Origin of the sequence: Rhodococcus sp. GXMU-t2271, from assembly GCF_041414735.1 — a bacterium.
Lineage (GTDB): Bacteria > Actinomycetota > Actinomycetes > Mycobacteriales > Mycobacteriaceae > Rhodococcus > Rhodococcus indonesiensis.
Genome location: NZ_JAUIZP010000063.1, coordinates 1 through 17935, shown reverse-complemented (window position 1 = coordinate 17935; position 17935 = coordinate 1). Strand labels below are relative to the sequence as shown.

Annotated in this window: 17 protein-coding genes; 7 read left to right on the top strand and 10 right to left on the bottom strand. The window is 71.0% G+C overall.

Features of this window, described 5'->3' with window-relative positions; all coding sequences use genetic code 11:
* Nucleotides 1-13: 13 nt before the first annotated feature.
* From QYS60_RS22470 to QYS60_RS22450, 5 genes are all read right to left on the bottom strand, one after another.
* Nucleotides 14-2137: an MMPL family transporter gene (locus QYS60_RS22470; protein ID WP_371384325.1), complete on the bottom strand. Its 2124-nt coding sequence runs from the start codon at nucleotides 2135-2137 to the stop codon at nucleotides 14-16.
* Between the two features lie 57 nt (nucleotides 2138-2194).
* Complete coding sequence (locus QYS60_RS22465) at nucleotides 2195-3778, bottom strand: ABC transporter permease (protein WP_371384324.1); 1584 nt, start codon at nucleotides 3776-3778, stop codon at nucleotides 2195-2197.
* On the bottom strand, nucleotides 3775-4683 hold the full coding sequence (locus tag QYS60_RS22460) for an ATP-binding cassette domain-containing protein (RefSeq protein ID WP_371384323.1): 909 nt from the start codon (nucleotides 4681-4683) through the stop codon (nucleotides 3775-3777). Before QYS60_RS22460 ends, QYS60_RS22465 begins: the two co-directional genes overlap by 4 nt.
* Nucleotides 4684-4693: 10 nt before the next feature.
* The gene (locus QYS60_RS22455) at nucleotides 4694-6229 is read right to left on the bottom strand and encodes a multicopper oxidase family protein (RefSeq protein WP_371384322.1); all 1536 of its coding nucleotides are present in this window, start codon (nucleotides 6227-6229) and stop codon (nucleotides 4694-4696) included.
* A gap of 246 nt (nucleotides 6230-6475) precedes the next feature.
* Nucleotides 6476-7183, bottom strand: a complete 708-nt coding sequence (locus QYS60_RS22450; protein ID WP_289380630.1) for a ScbR family autoregulator-binding transcription factor — start codon at nucleotides 7181-7183, stop codon at nucleotides 6476-6478.
* Nucleotides 7184-7541: 358 nt separating this feature from the next.
* Between QYS60_RS22450 and QYS60_RS22445 the strand changes: the two genes are divergently transcribed.
* From QYS60_RS22445 to QYS60_RS22425, 5 genes are all read left to right on the top strand, one after another.
* A complete protein-coding gene (locus QYS60_RS22445) occupies nucleotides 7542-8114 on the top strand; it encodes a carboxymuconolactone decarboxylase family protein (protein WP_289380631.1) in 573 nt (190 codons plus the stop codon).
* A complete protein-coding gene (locus QYS60_RS22440) occupies nucleotides 8111-8974 on the top strand; it encodes an RNA polymerase sigma-70 factor (RefSeq protein ID WP_289380632.1) in 864 nt (287 codons plus the stop codon). The genes QYS60_RS22445 and QYS60_RS22440 overlap by 4 nt, the downstream gene beginning before the upstream one ends.
* Nucleotides 8975-9050: 76 nt before the next feature.
* Nucleotides 9051-12311, top strand: a complete 3261-nt coding sequence (locus QYS60_RS22435) for an error-prone DNA polymerase (protein WP_371384321.1) — start codon at nucleotides 9051-9053, stop codon at nucleotides 12309-12311.
* Nucleotides 12312-12322: 11 nt separating this feature from the next.
* Entirely contained in the window at nucleotides 12323-13162 is an 840-nt protein-coding gene (locus tag QYS60_RS22430) for a DUF4349 domain-containing protein (protein ID WP_289380634.1), read from the top strand.
* Nucleotides 13155-13463 (top strand): rhodanese-like domain-containing protein, encoded by a 309-nt coding sequence (locus QYS60_RS22425; RefSeq protein ID WP_003937996.1) that lies wholly within the window; start codon nucleotides 13155-13157, stop codon nucleotides 13461-13463. The genes QYS60_RS22430 and QYS60_RS22425 overlap by 8 nt, the downstream gene beginning before the upstream one ends.
* Nucleotides 13464-13496: 33 nt before the next feature.
* Here QYS60_RS22425 and QYS60_RS22420 read toward each other — a convergent pair whose 3' ends face one another.
* The 3 genes from QYS60_RS22420 to QYS60_RS22410 all read right to left on the bottom strand — a co-directional run bounded on the left by QYS60_RS22420 (nucleotide 13497) and on the right by QYS60_RS22410 (nucleotide 15030).
* Complete coding sequence (locus tag QYS60_RS22420; protein ID WP_003937995.1) at nucleotides 13497-13697, bottom strand: hypothetical protein; 201 nt, start codon at nucleotides 13695-13697, stop codon at nucleotides 13497-13499.
* A 222-nt stretch (nucleotides 13698-13919) separates the two neighbouring features.
* Nucleotides 13920-14441 (bottom strand): isopentenyl-diphosphate Delta-isomerase, encoded by a 522-nt coding sequence (idi, locus tag QYS60_RS22415; protein ID WP_235157466.1) that lies wholly within the window; start codon nucleotides 14439-14441, stop codon nucleotides 13920-13922.
* A 124-nt stretch (nucleotides 14442-14565) separates the two neighbouring features.
* A complete protein-coding gene (locus QYS60_RS22410; RefSeq protein ID WP_003937993.1) occupies nucleotides 14566-15030 on the bottom strand; it encodes a tRNA (cytidine(34)-2'-O)-methyltransferase in 465 nt (154 codons plus the stop codon).
* A 162-nt stretch (nucleotides 15031-15192) separates the two neighbouring features.
* Here QYS60_RS22410 and QYS60_RS22405 point away from each other — a divergent pair, with 162 nt between their 5' ends.
* A complete protein-coding gene (locus QYS60_RS22405) occupies nucleotides 15193-16047 on the top strand; it encodes a bifunctional methylenetetrahydrofolate dehydrogenase/methenyltetrahydrofolate cyclohydrolase (protein WP_289380636.1) in 855 nt (284 codons plus the stop codon).
* Between the two features lie 4 nt (nucleotides 16048-16051).
* Nucleotides 16052-16354, top strand: a complete 303-nt coding sequence (locus tag QYS60_RS22400) for a DUF3017 domain-containing protein (RefSeq protein ID WP_003937991.1) — start codon at nucleotides 16052-16054, stop codon at nucleotides 16352-16354.
* 33 nt (nucleotides 16355-16387) lie between these two features.
* On the opposite strand, the gene QYS60_RS22395 is transcribed toward QYS60_RS22400, so the two are convergent.
* Together QYS60_RS22395 and QYS60_RS22390 are read right to left on the bottom strand one after the other, a co-directional pair.
* Entirely contained in the window at nucleotides 16388-17515 is a 1128-nt protein-coding gene (locus QYS60_RS22395; RefSeq protein ID WP_040783352.1) for a homoserine O-acetyltransferase, read from the bottom strand.
* Nucleotides 17512-17935 (bottom strand): PLP-dependent transferase (locus QYS60_RS22390; RefSeq protein WP_371384320.1); only part of this gene is annotated, 424 nt, incomplete at its 5' end. The genes QYS60_RS22390 and QYS60_RS22395, both read right to left, overlap by 4 nt.

Below are 17935 nucleotides of genomic sequence, written 5' to 3'. Positions count from 1 at the left end.
GTAAGAACGGATTCTAGTGTCCGATGCCGACCTTCGCGTGCGCCCGCTTCATCCACGCCGGCGCCCACCAGTTCGCCTCGCCCATCAGCTTGACCAGCGACGGCACCAGCAGCATCCGCACCACGGTCGCGTCGATGATCAGCGCAAGGATCATCCCCACGCCCAGGAACCGCATGATCGACAGTCCCGAGATCGTGAACGCGCCGGTCACCACGATCAGCAGCAACGCCGCCGAGGTCACCACCCGGCCGGTGCGCTCGGTGCCGAACCGCACCGCCTCCTCCGTGCTCGCTCCGGCGGCCCGGGCCTCCACCATGCGCGACATCAGGAACACCTCGTAGTCGGTGGACAGGCCGAACACCACCGCCAGGATCAGCACCACGAAGCTCGGCTCCAGCGGGCTGGGGGTCACGCCCAGCAGCTCCGCTCCGTTGCCGAGCTGGAACACCCAGGTGAGCACGCCGAACGTGGCCGCCAGGCTCAGACCCGCCATCGCCACCGCCTTGAGCGGCAGCACCACGGACCCGAATGCCAGGAACAGCAGCACCAGGGTCGAGAGCACCATGACCGCGATCATCGCCGGCATCGAGCGTGCGATCGCGGCATTGCTGTCGTCGACCATCGCCCGGCCGCCGCCGACGAGCAGGTCGGTGCCCGGCGGGGGCGGCAGATCCCGTAGCTCCCGGACGATCTCGCCCGCCTGCGGCGTCTCCTCCACACCCTGGGCGTACAGCGCCAGCAGGACCACGACGTCGTTCCGTGCGGCGACGGTGACGGTCTGCGCGACGCCGTCCACCTCCGCCGCCGCGCGGGACACCGCCGTGACCGCGGCCGGGGCGGGTCCGGAACCGTCGTCACCCCGCAGCACGAGCGTGACGCCGTTGCCGGTGGAGGGGAACTCGTCGAGCAGTGTCTGGGTGGCGGCACGCGCCGGGTCACCCGCGGGCAGGGCGGTGTACTCGATCTCGCCGAAGGAGGCGCGCAGCAGCGGCGTGGCGAGCAGCAGCAGACCGGCGGTGATCGTCACCGCCACCAGCGCCGGCCGGCGCATCACCTTCGTCACCACCGACCCCCAGAAGCGCCGGGCCCGGGCCTCGCCCCGCCGCGCGGCGCCCTCACGCCACGTCAGCGCGTTGATGCGGTGCCCGAGTATCGCCAGCAGTGCGGGAATCGCGGTGAGCGAGAGCACCGCCGCGCTGAGCACCGCGGCGATCGCGCCGAGACCCAGGGACCGCAGCAGGGCCTGCGGGAACACGAGCATTCCGGCGAAGGCGCACATCAGCAACAGCCCCGAGAACATGACCGTGCGGCCCGCGGTGAGCACGGTGCGATGCGTCGCGGTGGCCGGGTCGGCGCCGGAGTCGAGTTCCTCCCGGAAACGGCTGACGATGAACAGGCCGTAGTCGATCGCCAGGCCCAGACCGATCAGGGACGTGACGTTCAGCGCGAACGAACTCACCTCGGTGTACATCGTGAGCAGACGCAGCGTCGCCAGGGCGCTGAGGACGGCGAGGACCCCGACGAACACCGGGACCGCTGCGGCGACGAGACCGCCGAAGATGAACACCAGGAGCACCAGCGTCACCGGCAGCGCAATCGCCTCCGCGAACAGCAGATCGCGCTCGAGCCGGGTGGTGAACGCGACGCCGACGACCGAGTTTCCCGCGAACTGCGCGTCGACACCGGGGACCTCGAGTTTCGGGAGCAGGCCCTGGAACGTCTGGACGGTGATCTCCGAGCCGGGCTCGAGGGTGACGGCCGCCGCCGCGCTGCCGCCGTCCTTCGACAGCAGCAACTGTTTCGCCGGCGGCGTGGCCGACCAGTAGGAGTCGATCGAATGGGTGGGCACCTCGGCCGCGAACCGATCGAGCACCGCGGTCACCTCGGGTCCGATGTCGGCGACGGTGCGCCCGGGCGGCGGGGTGTAGATCGCGATGATGTCGGCGGTCTGGGGACCGAAATTGTCGTCCACGATGCGCTGCACCTCGGCCGATTCGCTGCCGGGGTCGTAGAACCCGCCCTGCGAGAGCCGCCCGAACACCCCGGCGCCCCAGATGCCCGCGAGCACGACGACGACGACCGCCAGCCCGAGCACCCACCAGCGCCGGTCGACGACGAATGTGGCCCAACGGTTCATGCGGTGCTCCGTTCCCGGTGACGACCCGATGCTCCGCGACTGTAGTGCGGCCGGTCCTCAGCCGACGTCCCGGCGCCGGAACCCCGCGAACCCCACGGCCACGAACAGGGCGGCCACGACGGTGAGCACGGCGAGCCCGAGCCACTGCGGCGGCGCCGCCGTCACCACGGGCACGTGCCGGAACGGACTGATTCCCAGAATCCAGTTCCACAGCCGGAACAGCGGGCCCAGGATCGTCAGCGCGAATGCCGCGACCACCCCGAGCCAGCCGAGCATCCGCGCCCGGGGCCGGGCGCCGATCACCGCGACCGCGAGCCCGACCAGCACCCACACCGCCGGGATCGTCACGAGCGCCTGCCGGATCAGATCTCCGGCCGCGATCCGTCCACCCCGCGCCGACGAGACGTACGCGAACAGCGTCGCCCCCACGAGCAGCGTCGCCGCGGGGGCGAGCAGCGCAATTCCCGCGTGCGACGCGAAGAACCGGGTCCGGGTCAGGGCCCCGGCCAGCACCGGTTCGACGCGCAGCGCCAGTTCCTCGGCGCGCAGCCGCATCATCACCTGGACCCCGAACACGGCGGCGACGATGCCCATCAGCTGCAGCATCGTCACCACGAAACCGAAGACGAGCGAGCCGCGTCCGCTCCCGAGCAGCGATCCGAGTGCCGGATTGTCGGCGAAGACCTCGGTGAACGTGGTGGACATGAAACCGAACACCACCCCGAGCGCCACGAACACCGTCGTCCACGCGGCGAGCGCGCCGCGGTGCAGACGCAGCGCCAGGCCCCACACGTTCGTTGCGGCGCCGCCTTCGGCGGGCCCCGGCGACGGCGCGATCACACCGACCCCGAAATCGCGCCGGGCCTGCAGGACGAAAGCGATCAGCAGCAGTACCGCAGTCAGCGCCAGGCAGGCCGCCAGGGGCCACCAGTCGTTTCCCGACGCGGGACGAACCTGCTGCACCCAGCCCAGCGGGGTCGTCCAGATCGCCCATCCGTCGGGGGCGACCACGTCGACGTAGGCGCGGACCAGCAGGCAGGCCCCGAGCACCCCGACCGCCAGGGTGTTGGCGGTGGGCGCGTAGGACCCCAGCTGGGCGGTGACCGCGGCGAGCGCACCGAACACCAGCCCGGACGCGGTGAACGTCGCGGCCAGCGTGACCGAGTCGGCGACACCGCCGCCGACGAGGATCGTCGCGCCCGCGCAGACGACACCGAGCACGACGGAGGCCAGCGACGACCACGCGACGGCCGTCGCCAGCCGGGCCTGGCGGCCGACGACGCCCGAGGCGACGAGTTCGGCCTGACCCGAATCCTCGTGGGCACGGCTGTTGCGGGTGACGGCCAGGATGGCCATCAGGGCCGTGAAGAATGCGCCGAGCGCCCCGGCCCGCCACGCGTTGAATCCGTCCGCGTACGTCAGGTCGCGCGCCGGGCCGAACACGACCCGCAGCGCCGGGTTCGCGCCGAGGGTGGCATCGAGGGTGCGGCGGCTCGCCGCATCCGTGAACACCCAGCCGTAGGCGAGGACCGACGACACCGACAGCGCCGTGACGAGCACGATCCACGGCGCGACGCTGCCGCGGTCCTGCTCGACGGTGGCCCGCAGCAGCGGCCGCATCCCCGTCCACGAGGCCGTCACGTCGGGCCCTGCCCGTGCCGGTGATAGTGCCGCAGGAACAATTCCTCGAGGGACGGTGGCGAGACGGTGATGCTGCGGATGTCGTTGCGGCCCAGAGCCGCGAGCACCGGACCGGCGTGGCCGTGCTCGACCGCGCAGTGCACGCGCGGGCCGTCGATCCGCACGTCGTGGATCCCGGGCAGTGCGGTCAGTGCCGTCGGGTCGGCCACGGGTGCGGTGAGGACCGCGTCGATCGTCGAGCGCAGATCCGCACGCATGTCCTCGAGCGTGCCGGTCTCGACGACCCGACCGTCGCGGATGATGCTCATCCGGTCGGCGAGCGCCTCGACCTCGCTGAGCACGTGACTCGACAGCAGGACCGTCCGCCCGCGCTGCTTCTCCCGGGTGATCTCGTCGTGGAACACCGCGGACATGACCGGGTCGAGCCCCGAGGTCGGCTCGTCGAACAGCAGCAGTTCCACATCCGAGGCCAGTGCCGCGACGAGCGCCACCTTCTGCCGATTGCCCTTCGAATAGGTACGCCCGCGCCTGGTCGGGTCGAGCTCGAACCGGTCGAGCAGATCTGCGCGGCGCCGCCGGTCGAGCCCGCCGCGCAACCGTCCGAGCAGATCGATCGCCTCCCCACCGGTCATTCCGGGCCACAGGCTCACATCGCCCGGCACGTAGGCGAGCCGCCGGTGCAGGCTCACCACGTCGCGCCAGGGGTCGCCGCCGAGCAGTTCGACGTGCCCGGCGTCCGGGCGAAGCAGACCCAGCAGGACCCGCAACGTGGTGGATTTGCCGGCCCCGTTGGGGCCGAGGAAACCGTGCACCTCGCCCGCGGCGGCCTCCAGATCCAGGCCGTCGAGCGCAGTGAAGCGTCCGAATCGCTTGACCAGTCCGTCGATCCGGATCGCGGACGTCATAGGACGCACGCTACTCGTGGACGGCGGTGTGGGCGGGCGGTTCGGGTGGCGGCCCCGCACCCGGGCCGACGACGACGAACTGCCCCATCATGCCGTCGTCCTCGTGCCGGAGCAGGTGGCAGTGGTACATGTACGGCGCCGCGGGATCGGGGTGGCCGGTGAACCGCATCAGCAATCGGACGGTGCGCCCCGGTGCGATGTAGACGGTGTCCTTCGGTCCGGACAGGGCGGGATGGCCGTCGCCGAGTACGCGGAAGCTCGTGCCGTGGACGTGGAAGTTGTGGATCGCCCCGCTGCTGTTGCGGACCTCCCACACCTCCGTGGCGCCGGCGGCGACGGTCTGGTCGATGCGGGACATGTCCATCGCGCGGCCGTCGATGGTGCCGGAGCCGGTGAGGTCCAGGTGCCGCGTGACGGCGGGGGTACCGGGATCCTCGTGGGTGACCGGTCCTTCCGGTGCGTGCGCACTCGGCGCGAGCGTATGCGCGGCGCGCAGTTCGAGGATGTCGAACTCGTCGTCACCGCCGGAGAACCTGGTCTGCCAGAAGTCCGCACCCAGGTCCGGCGGGGTGCTGCGGAGCACGGTCGTCGCGCCTGCGGGCAGCGCGACGACGATCTCGGCGCGCTCGCCTGGGGAGAGCTGGATTCGGCGCATCGGTGCCGGACGGGTGAGCGGGCCGCCGTCGGTGCCGACGAGCAGGAACGGCAGACCGGTATCGAAGGAGAAATTGTAGACGCGAGCGTTCGAGGCGTTGAGCAATCGCAGCCGGACCCGCTCGGTGGTGATGTCGAGGTAGGGCCGCGGGGTGCCGTTGACGACGATCTCGTCGCCGAGGAGGCCGACGGCGGCGAACATCGCTTCGTCGGTGTCGAGTTGATCGCGGTCGAACCGCTTGTCCTGCACCACGAGTGGGATGTCGTCGATCCCGTACCGGTCGGGCAGGGGCGGACCGCCGGCCGGGTCGTCGAGCAGGAACAGCCCGGCGATCCCGCGGTAGACGTGGTCGGCGGTGGCGCCGTGCGGGTGCGGGTGGTACCACAGCGTTGCGGCCGGCTGGTCGATCGTCCACTGCGGGCTCCACGTCGCCCCCGGAGATATCACCTGGTGCGGACCACCGTCTGCGACGGCCGGCAGGTGCACGCCGTGCCAGTGCAGGGTGCTCGCCTCGCCGAGATCGTTGGTGACGTTCACCCGGACCTGTTCGCCGCGGCCTGCACGCAACGTCGGCCCGAGATACGCCCCGTTCACGCCCCAGGTCCGGGTGCCGGGACCGTGCCCGAGGTCCGTGGTGCCGCGCTGCATGGTCAGGTCGAACACGCGGACCCCGTCGGGTGCGATCTCGCTCGTCGCGAGCGGCGGGATGTGCAGCGCACGGTCGAAGGTGACCTGTCCGGTGGTGTCGACCACCGCCGAGTTCCACGCGTGCACGACGACGCCTGCCGCGATCGCAGTGACGACGACGATGACGGCGCCCGCGGCGGCGGACAGTTGCAGCAGGATCCGCTTCACGAGATCGATACTGCTGCGGTGGGCGGAGCGGCACATCCGGGCGCACACCCGAAATCGGGATGGGGGACAACCCCGAAATGGACCGGTGTGCGCGGGTGCTCCCAGCGGGCCGAACGGGAGGTTCCTGTGACGAGCGGGCAGTTGCCGGGCCCGCTACTCGGCCGATACCGCGGGAACCGCCTTCTCGTCGCGATTCCTCCCGGTGGCTTCGGTCCGGTACGGCGATCCGCCCCGGCGACGCACGTCTGTACGAACCGCCCGTCTCGGAGGGTGGGGAACCAGTCAGCGCGCGGAGCGGATCGCCGGGATCCGATCGTGCCGATCGGCACGGACGATGCTGGGGAGCAACAGCTCCCACATCTGGTCGAGGCGGGCCTCGAGGTCCGCGCGGCCGGCGAGAACCATCGACAGCAGGTACACCCCCGCAACGGAGGAGACGAGGAACCGGGCGTGTGCGGCCGGGTCCAGCCGGGCGCTCAGTTCCTCCTCGTCCGACGCGCGCCGGAACAGGCCTTCGAACACCGTGATCCAGCTCCGGTAGGCCTCGCGGTCGGCGCGCTCGTACTCGCCGGTCAGCCGCAGACCGGCCTGGACGATCAGGTCTTCGGTGAACAACCGGCCGAGCGCATGGGTGAGCGCGACCAGCTGCTCGAGCGCGGGGACGTCGGTGTGCAGGACAGCGCCGATCGCGGTGCGGGTGCGCTGTTCCTGTTCGCTGATCAACGCTTGTACCAGGGCGTCCTTGGTGGGGAAGTGGAAGGTCAGCGCTCCTTTGGTCACTTCGGCCGAGGCCGCGGCCTCGGCGAGGGCCGTGCCGTGGACGCCGTTGTCGGCGAACAACCGGGCGGCGGCGAGAAGGATCTGCTGGCGGGTCCGGATCGCGCGCTGCTGGGCCGGGCGCCCGGCGGCGGAAGTCTCGGACGGGGGGTTCGCAGCGGCCGGAGTGGCTGCCGGTTCGACGGTCGGTGCACCGACGGAGTCCCGGGGCATGTCCACTCCTCGCTTCGTCGGCCGCCCTGCGTGACCGGGTGCGGACGGAGGTGTTCCGTTCGGGCCGGCCCCCCGAGCCTGCCCGAACGGAACCTCACCCTCCGCTCCCTGCGGAGCCACCAGAGGCCCGTCCGTGCCGCGGCACAAGGCACGTCCCGGAGGTCTGTCTCTGGTAGCGCTCGCAGCATACCACCGAAAAACCATTCGTCCGGTTTCGTAAGGCCACCGGCGCCGGTGGAGTTCTCGACGGGGTGCTCTCGTCGGTTCGGCCGCCCCGGCCGCGATTTCCGGCCCGGCTGTCACATCCGGTTCGTGGCCGGTGTCTCCATGCCGAGAACAGACGATCGGAGGAGGAATCATGACCAGCAGGATCCCGAAAGCGGAGGTGACCGGCCTCTACGGCGCGCTCGTCGAGCGGACGGCCCGGAAGGTGCTCGGCGACGTGCCCGAGGGGGTGGGGGTGATGTGGCACAACCGGAGGGTGCTGAACTTCGGATTCGCGGTCGCTCGCCGGATTCGGAAGTGGGACCGGTGTGACGAGAACCTGAAGTCGTTCGCCCACATGGCGGTGGCCGCACTGGTCGGATGCAGCTTCTGCCTGGACCTCGGCTACTTCGACGCCCACAACAAGGGGCTGGATCTGAGGAAGGCGCGTGAGGTGCCCCGGTGGCGTGAGTCGGATGTGTTCACGCCGCTGGAGCGCGACGTCATGGAGTACGCCGAGGCAATGACGCAGACGCCGCCGACGGTCACCGACGAATTGTCGGCCCGGCTGCTGGAGGCGCTCGGCCCGGCCGCGATGGTGGAGCTGACCGCCTACATCGCGCTGGTGAACTTCATGACCCGCTCCAACACGGCATTCGGCATCGAGTCGCAGGGGTTGTCCGCCGCCTGCAATCTCGAGCCGCTCGCCGTAGCGTCGAAGTCGTGACCGACGACCCGTTCGTCGCCCACCGCAACCTGCTCTTCACCGTCGCCTACGAGATGCTCGGCTCCGCCGCCGACGCCGAGGACGTCGTCCAGGAGACTTGGCTGCGGTGGGCCGACGTGGACCGGACGCACGTGCGGGATGCGCGCGCCTACCTGGTCCGGATCGTCACGCGGCTGGCGCTGAACCGGCTGCGGGCATTGGCGCGGCAACGCGAGGAGTACATCGGGGAATGGCTACCCGAGCCGCTGCTCACGAGTCCCGACGTGGCCGAGGACGCCGAACTCGCCGAGAGCGTCTCGATCGCGATGCTCACCGTGCTGGAGACCCTCGGTCCGGTCGAGCGGGCGGTGTTCGTCCTACGTGAGGTGTTCGATACGCCCTACGACGAGATCGCCGAGGTGGTGGGCAAGGCCCCGGCCGCGGTCCGGCAGATCGCTCACCGTGCCCGCCGGCACGTCGCGGCGCGGCGACCGCGGATGCGGGTGGCGCCGGCCGAGCAACTGGCAGTCGTCGAGAAGTTCATGTCGGCCCTCGCGACGGGCGATGTGCAAGGTCTGATGGAGGTGCTTGCCCCGGACGTGGTGGCGATCGCCGACGGCGGCGGGGTGGTGCCGGCGGCCCGCAAACCGATCGCCGGAGCCGAGAGGCTGACGGCGTTGCTGCTCCGCCTCGCCCAGGCCCCGGGCTTCGTGGCGGCCGGCGCCTGGCTCAACGGGATGCCGGGCGTGCGATTCGAGGTCGAGGGCGCAGCCGCTGCGGTGAGTCTGGTGGTCGAGGACGGCCGGATCACTCACCTCTACGCGGTCAACAACCCCCACAAGCTGGGGCGGCTGGAAAGTCCGGCGGAACTGCGGCGGTGACCGTCCGCCCGGCGGATCGCGCAAATCGAACATATGTACGATACGCGTAGACGGTCGAGCCGAAGGCGGTGCAGGGATGGGCTGGGGGAGTGGGCCGCCGACCTGGTCGGAGCTCGAACGCGTGTTGTCGGGCCGGCCCCGGCGCGACGTCGAATTCCCCGGTGACGGCAGCGACAGTCCCGCCTGGTCGCGCACCCGCGGAGAGTACGAACCGCGCGTCCGGCCGCCCGACGGGCCCGTCGTGCCCTACGCCGAACTGCACGCCCATTCGGCATTCAGCTTTCTCGACGGCGCTTCCGGCCCCGAGGAACTCGTGGAGGAGGCGGTGCGCCTCGGTCTCGAAGCCGTTGCGCTCACCGACCACGACGGTCTCTACGGCGTCGTGCGCTTCGCCGAGGCCGCCCGCGAACTGGGGATGCGAACCGTGTTCGGCGCCGAACTCTCCCTCGCCGCCGGGTCTCCGGAGGAGACGCACCTCCTGGTCCTCGCGCGGGGGCAGGAGGGGTATCGGCGGTTGTCCCGCGAGATCGCCGCCGCGCATCTGACCGGTGGGGAGAAGGGCCGGCCGTGCTACGACTACGACGCGCTCACCGATGCGGCCGGTGGGCACTGGCAGATCCTCACCGGCTGCCGACGCGGGCACGTCCGCCGAGCCCTCGACGTGGGGGGCCCCGAGGCGGCCGAGGCGGCCCTGCGCGACCTCGTCGAGCGTTTCGGTGCCGATCGGGTCACGGTCGAGCTCACTCACCACGGTCTCCCCGAGGACGGCGAACGCAACGCGTTCCTCGCGGAACTCGCCGATCGCCAGGGTCTTCCGTGCATTGCGAGCACGGCGGCCCACTACGCCACGCCGCACCGCCGGCGACTGGCGACAGCGCTGGCCGCCATCCACGACCGGCAGAGTCTCGACGAAGCCGCGGGGCGGCTCCTCCCGACCGGTGGTGCCCATCTGCGTTCCGGTGCCGAGATGGCGCAACTGTTCACCGCCCACCCCGGTGCCGTCCGCCGGGCCGCCGAACTCGCCCGAGACTGTGCGTTCGACCTGCGGCTCATCGCCCCGGATCTGCCCCCGTTCGACGTACCGGAGGGGCATACCGAACTCAGCCGGCTGCGCGAACTCGCCCTGCACGGGGCACGGCACCGCTACGGCACCCCCGAGGACGATCCGGCGGCCTACCGTCAGATCGAGCACGAACTCGACGTCATCGGCCGGCTGAACTTTCCCGGCTACTTCCTCGTGGTGCACGACATCGTCACCTTCTGCAAGGACAACGACATCCTCTGCCAGGGGAGAGGTTCGGCCGCCAACTCCGCCGTCTGCTACGCCATCGGCATCACCAACGTCGACCCGGTCCGCAACGAACTGCTCTTCGAACGCTTCCTGTCCCCGGAACGCGACGGACCTCCCGACATCGACATCGACATCGAATCCGATCGGCGGGAGGAGGCCATCCAGTACGTCTACGCCAAGTACGGGCGGACCCACGCCGCTCAGGTCGCCAACGTCGTCACCTACCGCGGCAAATCCGCCGTCCGCGACATGGCGCGGGCTCTCGGCTACGCGCAGGGCCAGCAGGACGCCTGGAGCCGCCAGGTCACCCGGTGGCACGGTGTGGACCAGGAGACGGACACCGACATCCCGTCGCCCGTCCTCGAACTCGCCGCACAGGTCGAAGGACTGCCGCGCCATCTCGGCATCCATTCCGGCGGGATGGTGATCTGCGACCGTCCCGTCGCCGACGTGTGCCCGGTCGAATGGGCCCGGATGGCGGGCCGCACCGTGCTGCAGTGGGACAAGGACGACTGTGCCGCCGCGGGACTGGTCAAGTTCGACCTTCTGGGGCTGGGCATGCTGTCCGCACTGCACTACATGATCGACCTCGTCGCCGAGCACGAAGGGATCACGGTGGATCTCGCGCGTCTCGACCTCGCGGAGGACGAGGTGTACGAGATGCTGCGCCGCGCCGACGCCGTCGGGGTCTTCCAGGTCGAGTCCCGTGCGCAGATGGCCACCCTTCCGCGCTTGAAGCCGCGTGTCTTCTACGACCTGGTGGTCGAGGTGGCACTCATCCGGCCGGGTCCCATCCAGGGCGGGTCCGTGCACCCGTACATCCGGCGCCGCAACGGGCTCGAACCCGTCACCTACGACCATCCCTGCCTCGAGAAAGCCCTGAAACGCACCCTCGGGGTACCGCTGTTCCAGGAGCAGCTGATGCAGATGGCCGTCGACGCGGCCGGGTTCACGGCGGCCGAGGCCGACCGGTTGCGCCGGGCGATGGGGGCCAAGCGTTCGACCGCGAAGATGGAACGGCTGCGCGGCCGGCTCTACGACGGTATGCGCGAGCGGCACGGCATCACCGGCGACGTTGCCGACCGCATCTACGAGAAGCTCTATGCCTTCGCGAATTTCGGTTTCCCCGAAAGTCATTCGCAGAGTTTCGCGGCCCTGGTGTTCTATTCGGCGTGGTTCAAGCTGCATCATCCCGCGGCATTCTGTGCGGGCCTGCTGCGCGCGCAGCCGATGGGGTTCTACTCCCCGCAGTCCCTCGTCGCCGACGCCCGCCGTCACGGTGTCGTGGTCCACGGGCCGGACGTGAACGTGAGCCTCGCCCATGCCACCACCGAGAACCGCGGCCGCGAGGTGCGCCTCGGCCTCGGCGCGGTCCGCCACCTCGGTGACGCGCTCGCCGAACGGATCGTCGCCGAGCGCACGGCGCACGGCCCCTACACGTCGTTCCCGGAACTGTCCCGGCGGGTCGAACTGGGCACCGCCCAGGCCGAGGCCCTCGCCACGGCGGGAGCCCTCGGGTGCTTCGGCATCACCCGCCGGGAGGCGCTGTGGGCGGCGAGCGCCGCGGCGGCGCAGCGGCCCGACCGGCTGCCCGGCGTCGGCGCTTCGACGCAGGCCCCCGCCTTGCCCGGCATGAGCGATGTCGAACTGGCCGCCGCGGACGTGTGGGCGACGGGGATCTCCCCGGACAGCTATCCCACCCAGTTCCTGCGCCCGCAGCTCGACGCGCTCGGTGTCGTGCCGGCAGCACAGCTGCTGCAGGTCGCCGACGGGGCCCGGGTACTCGTGGGAGGCGCGGTCACGCACCGGCAGCGACCCGCGACCGCCGAGGGTGTGACCTTCCTCAACCTCGAGGACGAGACCGGGATGGTGAACGTGGTGTGCTCCGTGGGGTTGTGGGCGCGCTACCGCACGCTCGCGCACACCGCACCGGCGCTGCTGGTGCGTGGACGGGTGCAGAACGCGGAAGGGGCGGTGACGGTGGTCGCGGACCGGTTGCAGCGCATGGATCTGCGCATCATCGGAAAGTCCCGCGACTTCCGTTAGCATCCTGCGGCATGCGACGCCCCCTGGTGATCCTGCTCGCCCTGCTGTTCCTCGCCGGATGCGCCGGAGGCGGGGAAGGACCGGGTGACGGGAGCGCAGCCGCACCGCCGCAGCCGTCCCTGTCCGACGGCACCCGCGAATCGGCACCCGCGGACGCGCAGCCCACCGCGCGCAAGGAGATCGTCACCGGCTACCTGGTTCTGCGTGCCGACGATCCGATCGCTGCCGGACGACAGGTGGTGACGCTCGTCGAGGCCGCGGGCGGGCGGGTGGACTCGGTCACCGAGCAGCCGGGCACCAGCAGTGTGCTGACCGTCCGGGTGCCGGCGGACCGGCTCACCGGGACGATCGAGGACATCCGCGGTCTCGGCGACGTGACCAGCCTGACCACCACCCGCGAGGACGTCACGCTCCAGTACACCGATCTCGAGGCGCGGATCGCGGCCTTGCAGTCGTCCGTGGACCGGTTGCGCGCACTGATGGCCTCCGCCGCGAACACCGCCGACCTCATCGAGGCCGAGAACGCGCTGGCCCAGCGTCAGAGCGAACTCGACGGCCTCGTCGCCCAGCAGCGCTACCTCGCAGACCAGATCGAGCTGTCCACGCTGACCGTGGACATCTCGGCGGAGCGCCGTGCGGACCGGGACAGCTTCTGGGACGGAGTCCTCGCCGGATGGGACGCGCTGCGCTCGGCACTGGCCGGGTCGGTGGTCGCTCTGGGCGTCGCGTTACCGTGGGTGGGGTTTCTCGCCGTGTGCGCAGCCGTCGTCTACGTGATCGTCCGGCTCCTCGCGCGGCGGGGCAAACCGGAACCAGTCCCGAACCCGGAGAGGAACGACCAGGATGCGTGAGGTCGGCCTGGCCGCCCTGGACACCGCGCTCGCCGCCGGTGCCCCTGTCATCGACGTCCGTGAGCGCGACGAGTACCTGCAGGTGCGGGTGCCCGGAGTGACGCTCATTCCGCTCAGCGAGTTCGTCGCCCGCGCCGACGAGATTCCGGACGCGGAGACGGTCTACGTGATCTGTGCGGTCGGAGGACGCAGTTCGCAGGCCGCCAGCTATCTCACCGGCCGCGGCATCAACGCCGTGTCGGTGGCCGGCGGCACCGTCGCCTGGCAGCAGTCCGGTCGCGACATCGAAGTCGGGGTCTGACCGAACGCACTGAAGTGCGTCCTCACCGCGCCGTCAGACAGCGGCGGCGACGACGGCCACGGCACCGGCCACGATGACGGCGAGGGCGACGGCCAGCAGCGCGGAACCGGCCATCGCCACCGCCGCGAGCACACCCACGACCGTGAGGACGCCCGCGAGGACGATCCCGGCGTGCGGATCCTCGAGCAGTGCCGACGGGTTCTTCGGACGGTGGGGGAGGTGTGGTGCCGCCATGTCTGTTCTCCGACTCGTTCGTCCGACTGCCGGGCGGCGAGCGCGTCGCCGGGTGTCCCGGAGTGGTCCGGATACCGAGAATTCCCGGCGCGGGTGTCACACCCGACGCGGGAAAATCACGAAATGATAACGACGTATAACATTTCGATGCTGCGTCCGTTTCTCCTGCGACGAGAAGCGGGACGCCGACGTCCGGCCCGTCGCCGGGACCGGCCGGGCGGCCTAACGGGCCAGCGCCGGCAGCACCGCGCCGAGGACGTGCGGCATCCACGGCGCGAACACCTGTGGGGTCTGCTCGACGTCGCGCACGACCTCGGCGAGGGACTGGAACCGTACCTCGGCCACCTCGCTCGGAACAGGACGAGGAGCCGTGTGCACGCGTCCGACGACGACGTGGTCGAACTCGTGCTCCATGAGCGACGAGTCCGGATCGTGGGCAGAGTAGACGACCGAGGCCACTTCCCGCAGGTCCGACGGGCGCACACCCAGTTCGTCCCAGCTACGCCGGGCCGCAGCGTCGAGCACGCTCTCACCCGGGAGGGGATGCCCACAGCAACTGTTGGCCCACAGGCCGGCGAAGTGGTACTTGTCCAGGCTCCTGCGTTGCAGCAGGACGTTGCCGTCGGCATCGAGGAGGAACGCCGAGAAGGCTCGATGCAGCGGCGCCGGAGGGCGGTGCGCTGCCACCTTCTCGGCCGTTCCCACTTCCCGACCGTCGCGGTCGACCAGCACGACAAGAGTCACGACGTCTCCACCTCCCCGTTCCACGTTCCCACAGTTGCGGCGTCTCCTCACGACGAGGCTCCGCGCGGCGTCGAAGGGGATTCGGGGCCGTCCCCGGCGCGGATGGGTCCGTTGCCCGGCCGGTTCAGACCGCCCCCGCGAAACCGTGCTGACGCCACGCCTCGTACGTGACCACCGCCGCCGCGTTCGACAGGTTCAACGAACGCCGGCCCGGCAGCATCGGAATCCGCACCCGGGTCGTGACGTGGGGATCGGCGAGCACCTCGTCGGGCAGTCCCGTGGGTTCCGGCCCGAAGAGGAACACGTCGCCGGGCCGGTACTCGAGTGCGGCATACGACACGCTCGCATGCGCGGTGAACGCGTACACCCGCTCCGGCCGCAGCGCGGCCCACGCGGCCTCGAGGTCCTCGTGCACGCTCACCGACGCCAGATCGTGGTAGTCCAGGCCCGCGCGGCGCAGTTTCGGCTCGGAGAGATCGAATCCGAGCGGCCCCACCAGATGCAGCTCGCAGCCGGTCCCGGCGACCATGCGGATCGCATTGCCGGTGTTGGGTGGGATGCGCGGCTCGTAGAACATCACTCGGAACACCGATTCAGCTTGCCAGCCGCACCTCCGGCGGTGCCGCCGGGGACCGACTGCGCCCGGAGCGGACAGCCGCGCGGTGCCGGACGTGCGGCTGTCCGGTGCGAGAGCGTGCCCGTCGGTGAGGCTGCGTCCGACGTTGCCGGGCGACCTGAGACAATGACGGTTGTGACTGCGACGATCCTGGACGGCAAAGCGACCCGCGACGAGATTTTCGAGGACCTGACGGCCCGCGTGGCCGCGCTGAAGGCGAAGGGCATCACCCCCGGCCTGGGCACCGTGCTCGTCGGCGACGACCCGGGATCGGCAGCGTACGTGCGCGGCAAGCACAACGACTGCGCCAAGGTCGGGATCAACTCGATCCGCCGCGACCTGCCTGCCGACACGACGCAGGAGCAGCTCGACGCGGTGATCGACGAGCTGAACGCCGACCCCGGCTGCACCGGCTACATCGTGCAGCTGCCGCTGCCTGAGCACCTGGACGAGAACGCCGCGCTCGAGCGCATCGATCCCGACAAGGACGCCGACGGTCTGCACCCGATCAACCTCGGCCGCCTGGTCCTCGGCAAGGAGGCGGCCCTGCCGTGCACCCCGCGCGGCATCGTGCATCTGCTGCGCCGGTACGAGGTGCCGATCGCGGGCGCCCACGTGGTGGTGGTGGGCCGCGGCGTCACCGTCGGCCGGCCGATCGGGCTGCTGCTCACCCGCCGCAGCGAGAACGCGACGGTCACCCTCTGCCATACCGGCACGAAGGACCTCGCAGCGGAAGTACGGCGCGCGGACATCGTCGTCGCCGCTGCGGGTGTACCGGGACTGATCACCGCGGACATGGTCAAGCCGGGTGCGGCGGTCCTGGACGTGGGTGTGAGCCGGACCCCGGAGGGCCTGCGCGGCGACGTGGCCGCCGACGTCGGCGAGGTTGCCGGGTTCCTGTCGCCCAATCCCGGTGGCGTCGGCCCCCTGACCCGTGCGTTCCTGCTGGCGAACGTGGTCGAGCGAGCCGAACAGCTCGCCGGCCGCTGAGCCCGTGGTGCACCTGGCCGGCGCGGAGCGCTGGTTGCGGCTGGCCCGGCGGAACCTGCCGTTGCTGGCGGTGACGGTCGTCATCGCCGCGGCGGTGATCCTCGTCCTGGCGGACCGGTGGCGTCGTGGCGCGTTCGTCTTCGGCAGCGCCACCCTGCTCGCCGGTCTGCTGCGCCTGTGGGTGCCCGAGGATCAGGTCGGTGTGCTCGCCGTGCGCAGCCGGGCCTTCGACGTGTCCGCGCTCCTCGTCGTGGGCGGACTCGTCATCGCCCTGGCGGTCTCGATCGATCCGCTCGGCACCGGATGAGCCGCCGGGCCGCGGCCCGGCGGCGCGCGGCCCTCAGCCTCGTGCGAGGGTGACGAGCTCGGTCAGGAGTTTGGCGACGGCGTCGGCCTCGGTGAGGAAACCGTCGTGACCGTCCCGGGACTCGAGGACGCGCAGCCCGTCGCAGCCCGGCAGGCCGTCGGCGATCTCCTGTTGCAGCCGCAGCGGATACAGGCGGTCGGAGTCCACGCCGGCGACGATCGTCGGCACCGGGGTGGATCCGAGTGCGGCGGCCACACCGCCCCGCCCGTGTCCGACGTCGTGCCGGTTCATCGCCTGGGTGAGCGCGACGTACGTACCGGGATCGAACCGCGCGACGAGCTTGTCGGCCTGGTGCTCCAGGTAGCTCTGCACCGCGTATCGTCCGCCGTTCCAGGGGTTTTCGCTTCCCTGGGGGGAATTGGCGAAGCGGGTGTCGAGTTCGCCCTCGGTCCGGTAGGTCAGGTGTGCGATCCGCCGTGCGATGCCCAGCCCGGCCCGCGGCACCCGTCCCGTTCCGTAGTAGTCCCCGCCCTGCCAGTCCGGGTCGGCGGTGATGGCGGCGATCTGCGTGGTCTGGGTGCCGATCTGGTCGGCGGTGGCGCGGGCGCCGACGGCGAGGACGAGGGCCGCCTGCACCCGTTCCGGATACCCGATGATCCACTCGAGCGTCCGCATGCCGCCCATGGACCCTCCGGTGACGGCCGCCAACCTGTCGATGCCGAGCGCATCGGCGAGCGCGACCTCGGCGGCGACCTGGTCGCGCACCGTGATGCCGGGGAACCGGGAACCCCACGCCTTGCCGTCCGGAGCGGGCGAACCCGGTCCGGTGGTGCCGCGGCAGCCGCCCAGCACGTTCGTCGCCACGACGCACCACGTGTCGGTGTCGATCGGCGCGCCCGGACCGACCATCCCGGTCCACCAGCCGGGCGACGGGTGTTCGGGTCCGGCGGGCCCGGTCACGTGCGAGTCCCCCGTGAGGGCGTGTTCGACGAGGACGACGTTGTCGCGCGACGGCGACAGCCGGCCCCATCGTTGCACCGCCACGGTCACGTCGGGCAGGGTCGCGCCGGACTCGAGCGTCAGCGGCCCGATGTCGACCGTCCCGAGACGGCCGTCCTCCGGCGGCAGCTCCACGTGGCGCCGGTCGACGCGCGCCGTCAAGACGCGACCGCCTCGAGGCCGGTGGTGAGGTCGGTGAGGATGTCGTCGATGTGTTCGATGCCGACGGCGAGGCGGACCTGGCCGGGGGTGACGCCGGCGGCGAGTTGTTCGGCGGCGGTGAGCTGGGAGTGGGTGGTGGAGGCGGGGTGGATGACCAGCGAGCGCACGTCGCCGATGTTGGCGACGTGGCTGTGCAGGGTCAGCGCGTTGACGAACTGCTTGCCGGCGTCGATGCCGCCGGCGAGTTCGAAGGTGACGATCGCCCCGGCGCCGCGGGGGGCCAGGTGCCGGGCACGGTCGTGCCAGGGCGAGGACTCAAGGCCGGCGTAGGCGACGGCGGTGACCTCGGGGCGCCGGTCGAGGAATTCGGCGACGCGCTCGGCGTTGGCGACGTGGCGTTCCATGCGCAGGCTCAGGGTC

Bases quoted from the DNA above. Each gene is read 5' to 3' on its own strand.
- QYS60_RS22470 (WP_371384325.1), bottom strand. From the start codon at position 2,137: ATGAACCGTTGGGCCACATTCGTCGTCGACCGGCGCTGGTGGGTGCTC.
- QYS60_RS22460 (WP_371384323.1), bottom strand. From the start codon at position 4,683: ATGACGTCCGCGATCCGGATCGACGGACTGGTCAAGCGATTCGGACGC.
- QYS60_RS22455 (WP_371384322.1), bottom strand. From the start codon at position 6,229: ATGTGCCGCTCCGCCCACCGCAGCAGTATCGATCTCGTGAAGCGGATC.
- QYS60_RS22450 (WP_289380630.1), bottom strand. From the start codon at position 7,183: ATGCCCCGGGACTCCGTCGGTGCACCGACCGTCGAACCGGCAGCCACT.
- QYS60_RS22445 (WP_289380631.1), top strand. From the start codon at position 7,542: ATGACCAGCAGGATCCCGAAAGCGGAGGTGACCGGCCTCTACGGCGCG.
- QYS60_RS22435 (WP_371384321.1), top strand. From the start codon at position 9,051: ATGGGCTGGGGGAGTGGGCCGCCGACCTGGTCGGAGCTCGAACGCGTG.
- QYS60_RS22430 (WP_289380634.1), top strand. From the start codon at position 12,323: ATGCGACGCCCCCTGGTGATCCTGCTCGCCCTGCTGTTCCTCGCCGGA.
- QYS60_RS22425 (WP_003937996.1), top strand. From the start codon at position 13,155: ATGCGTGAGGTCGGCCTGGCCGCCCTGGACACCGCGCTCGCCGCCGGT.
- QYS60_RS22420 (WP_003937995.1), bottom strand. From the start codon at position 13,697: ATGGCGGCACCACACCTCCCCCACCGTCCGAAGAACCCGTCGGCACTG.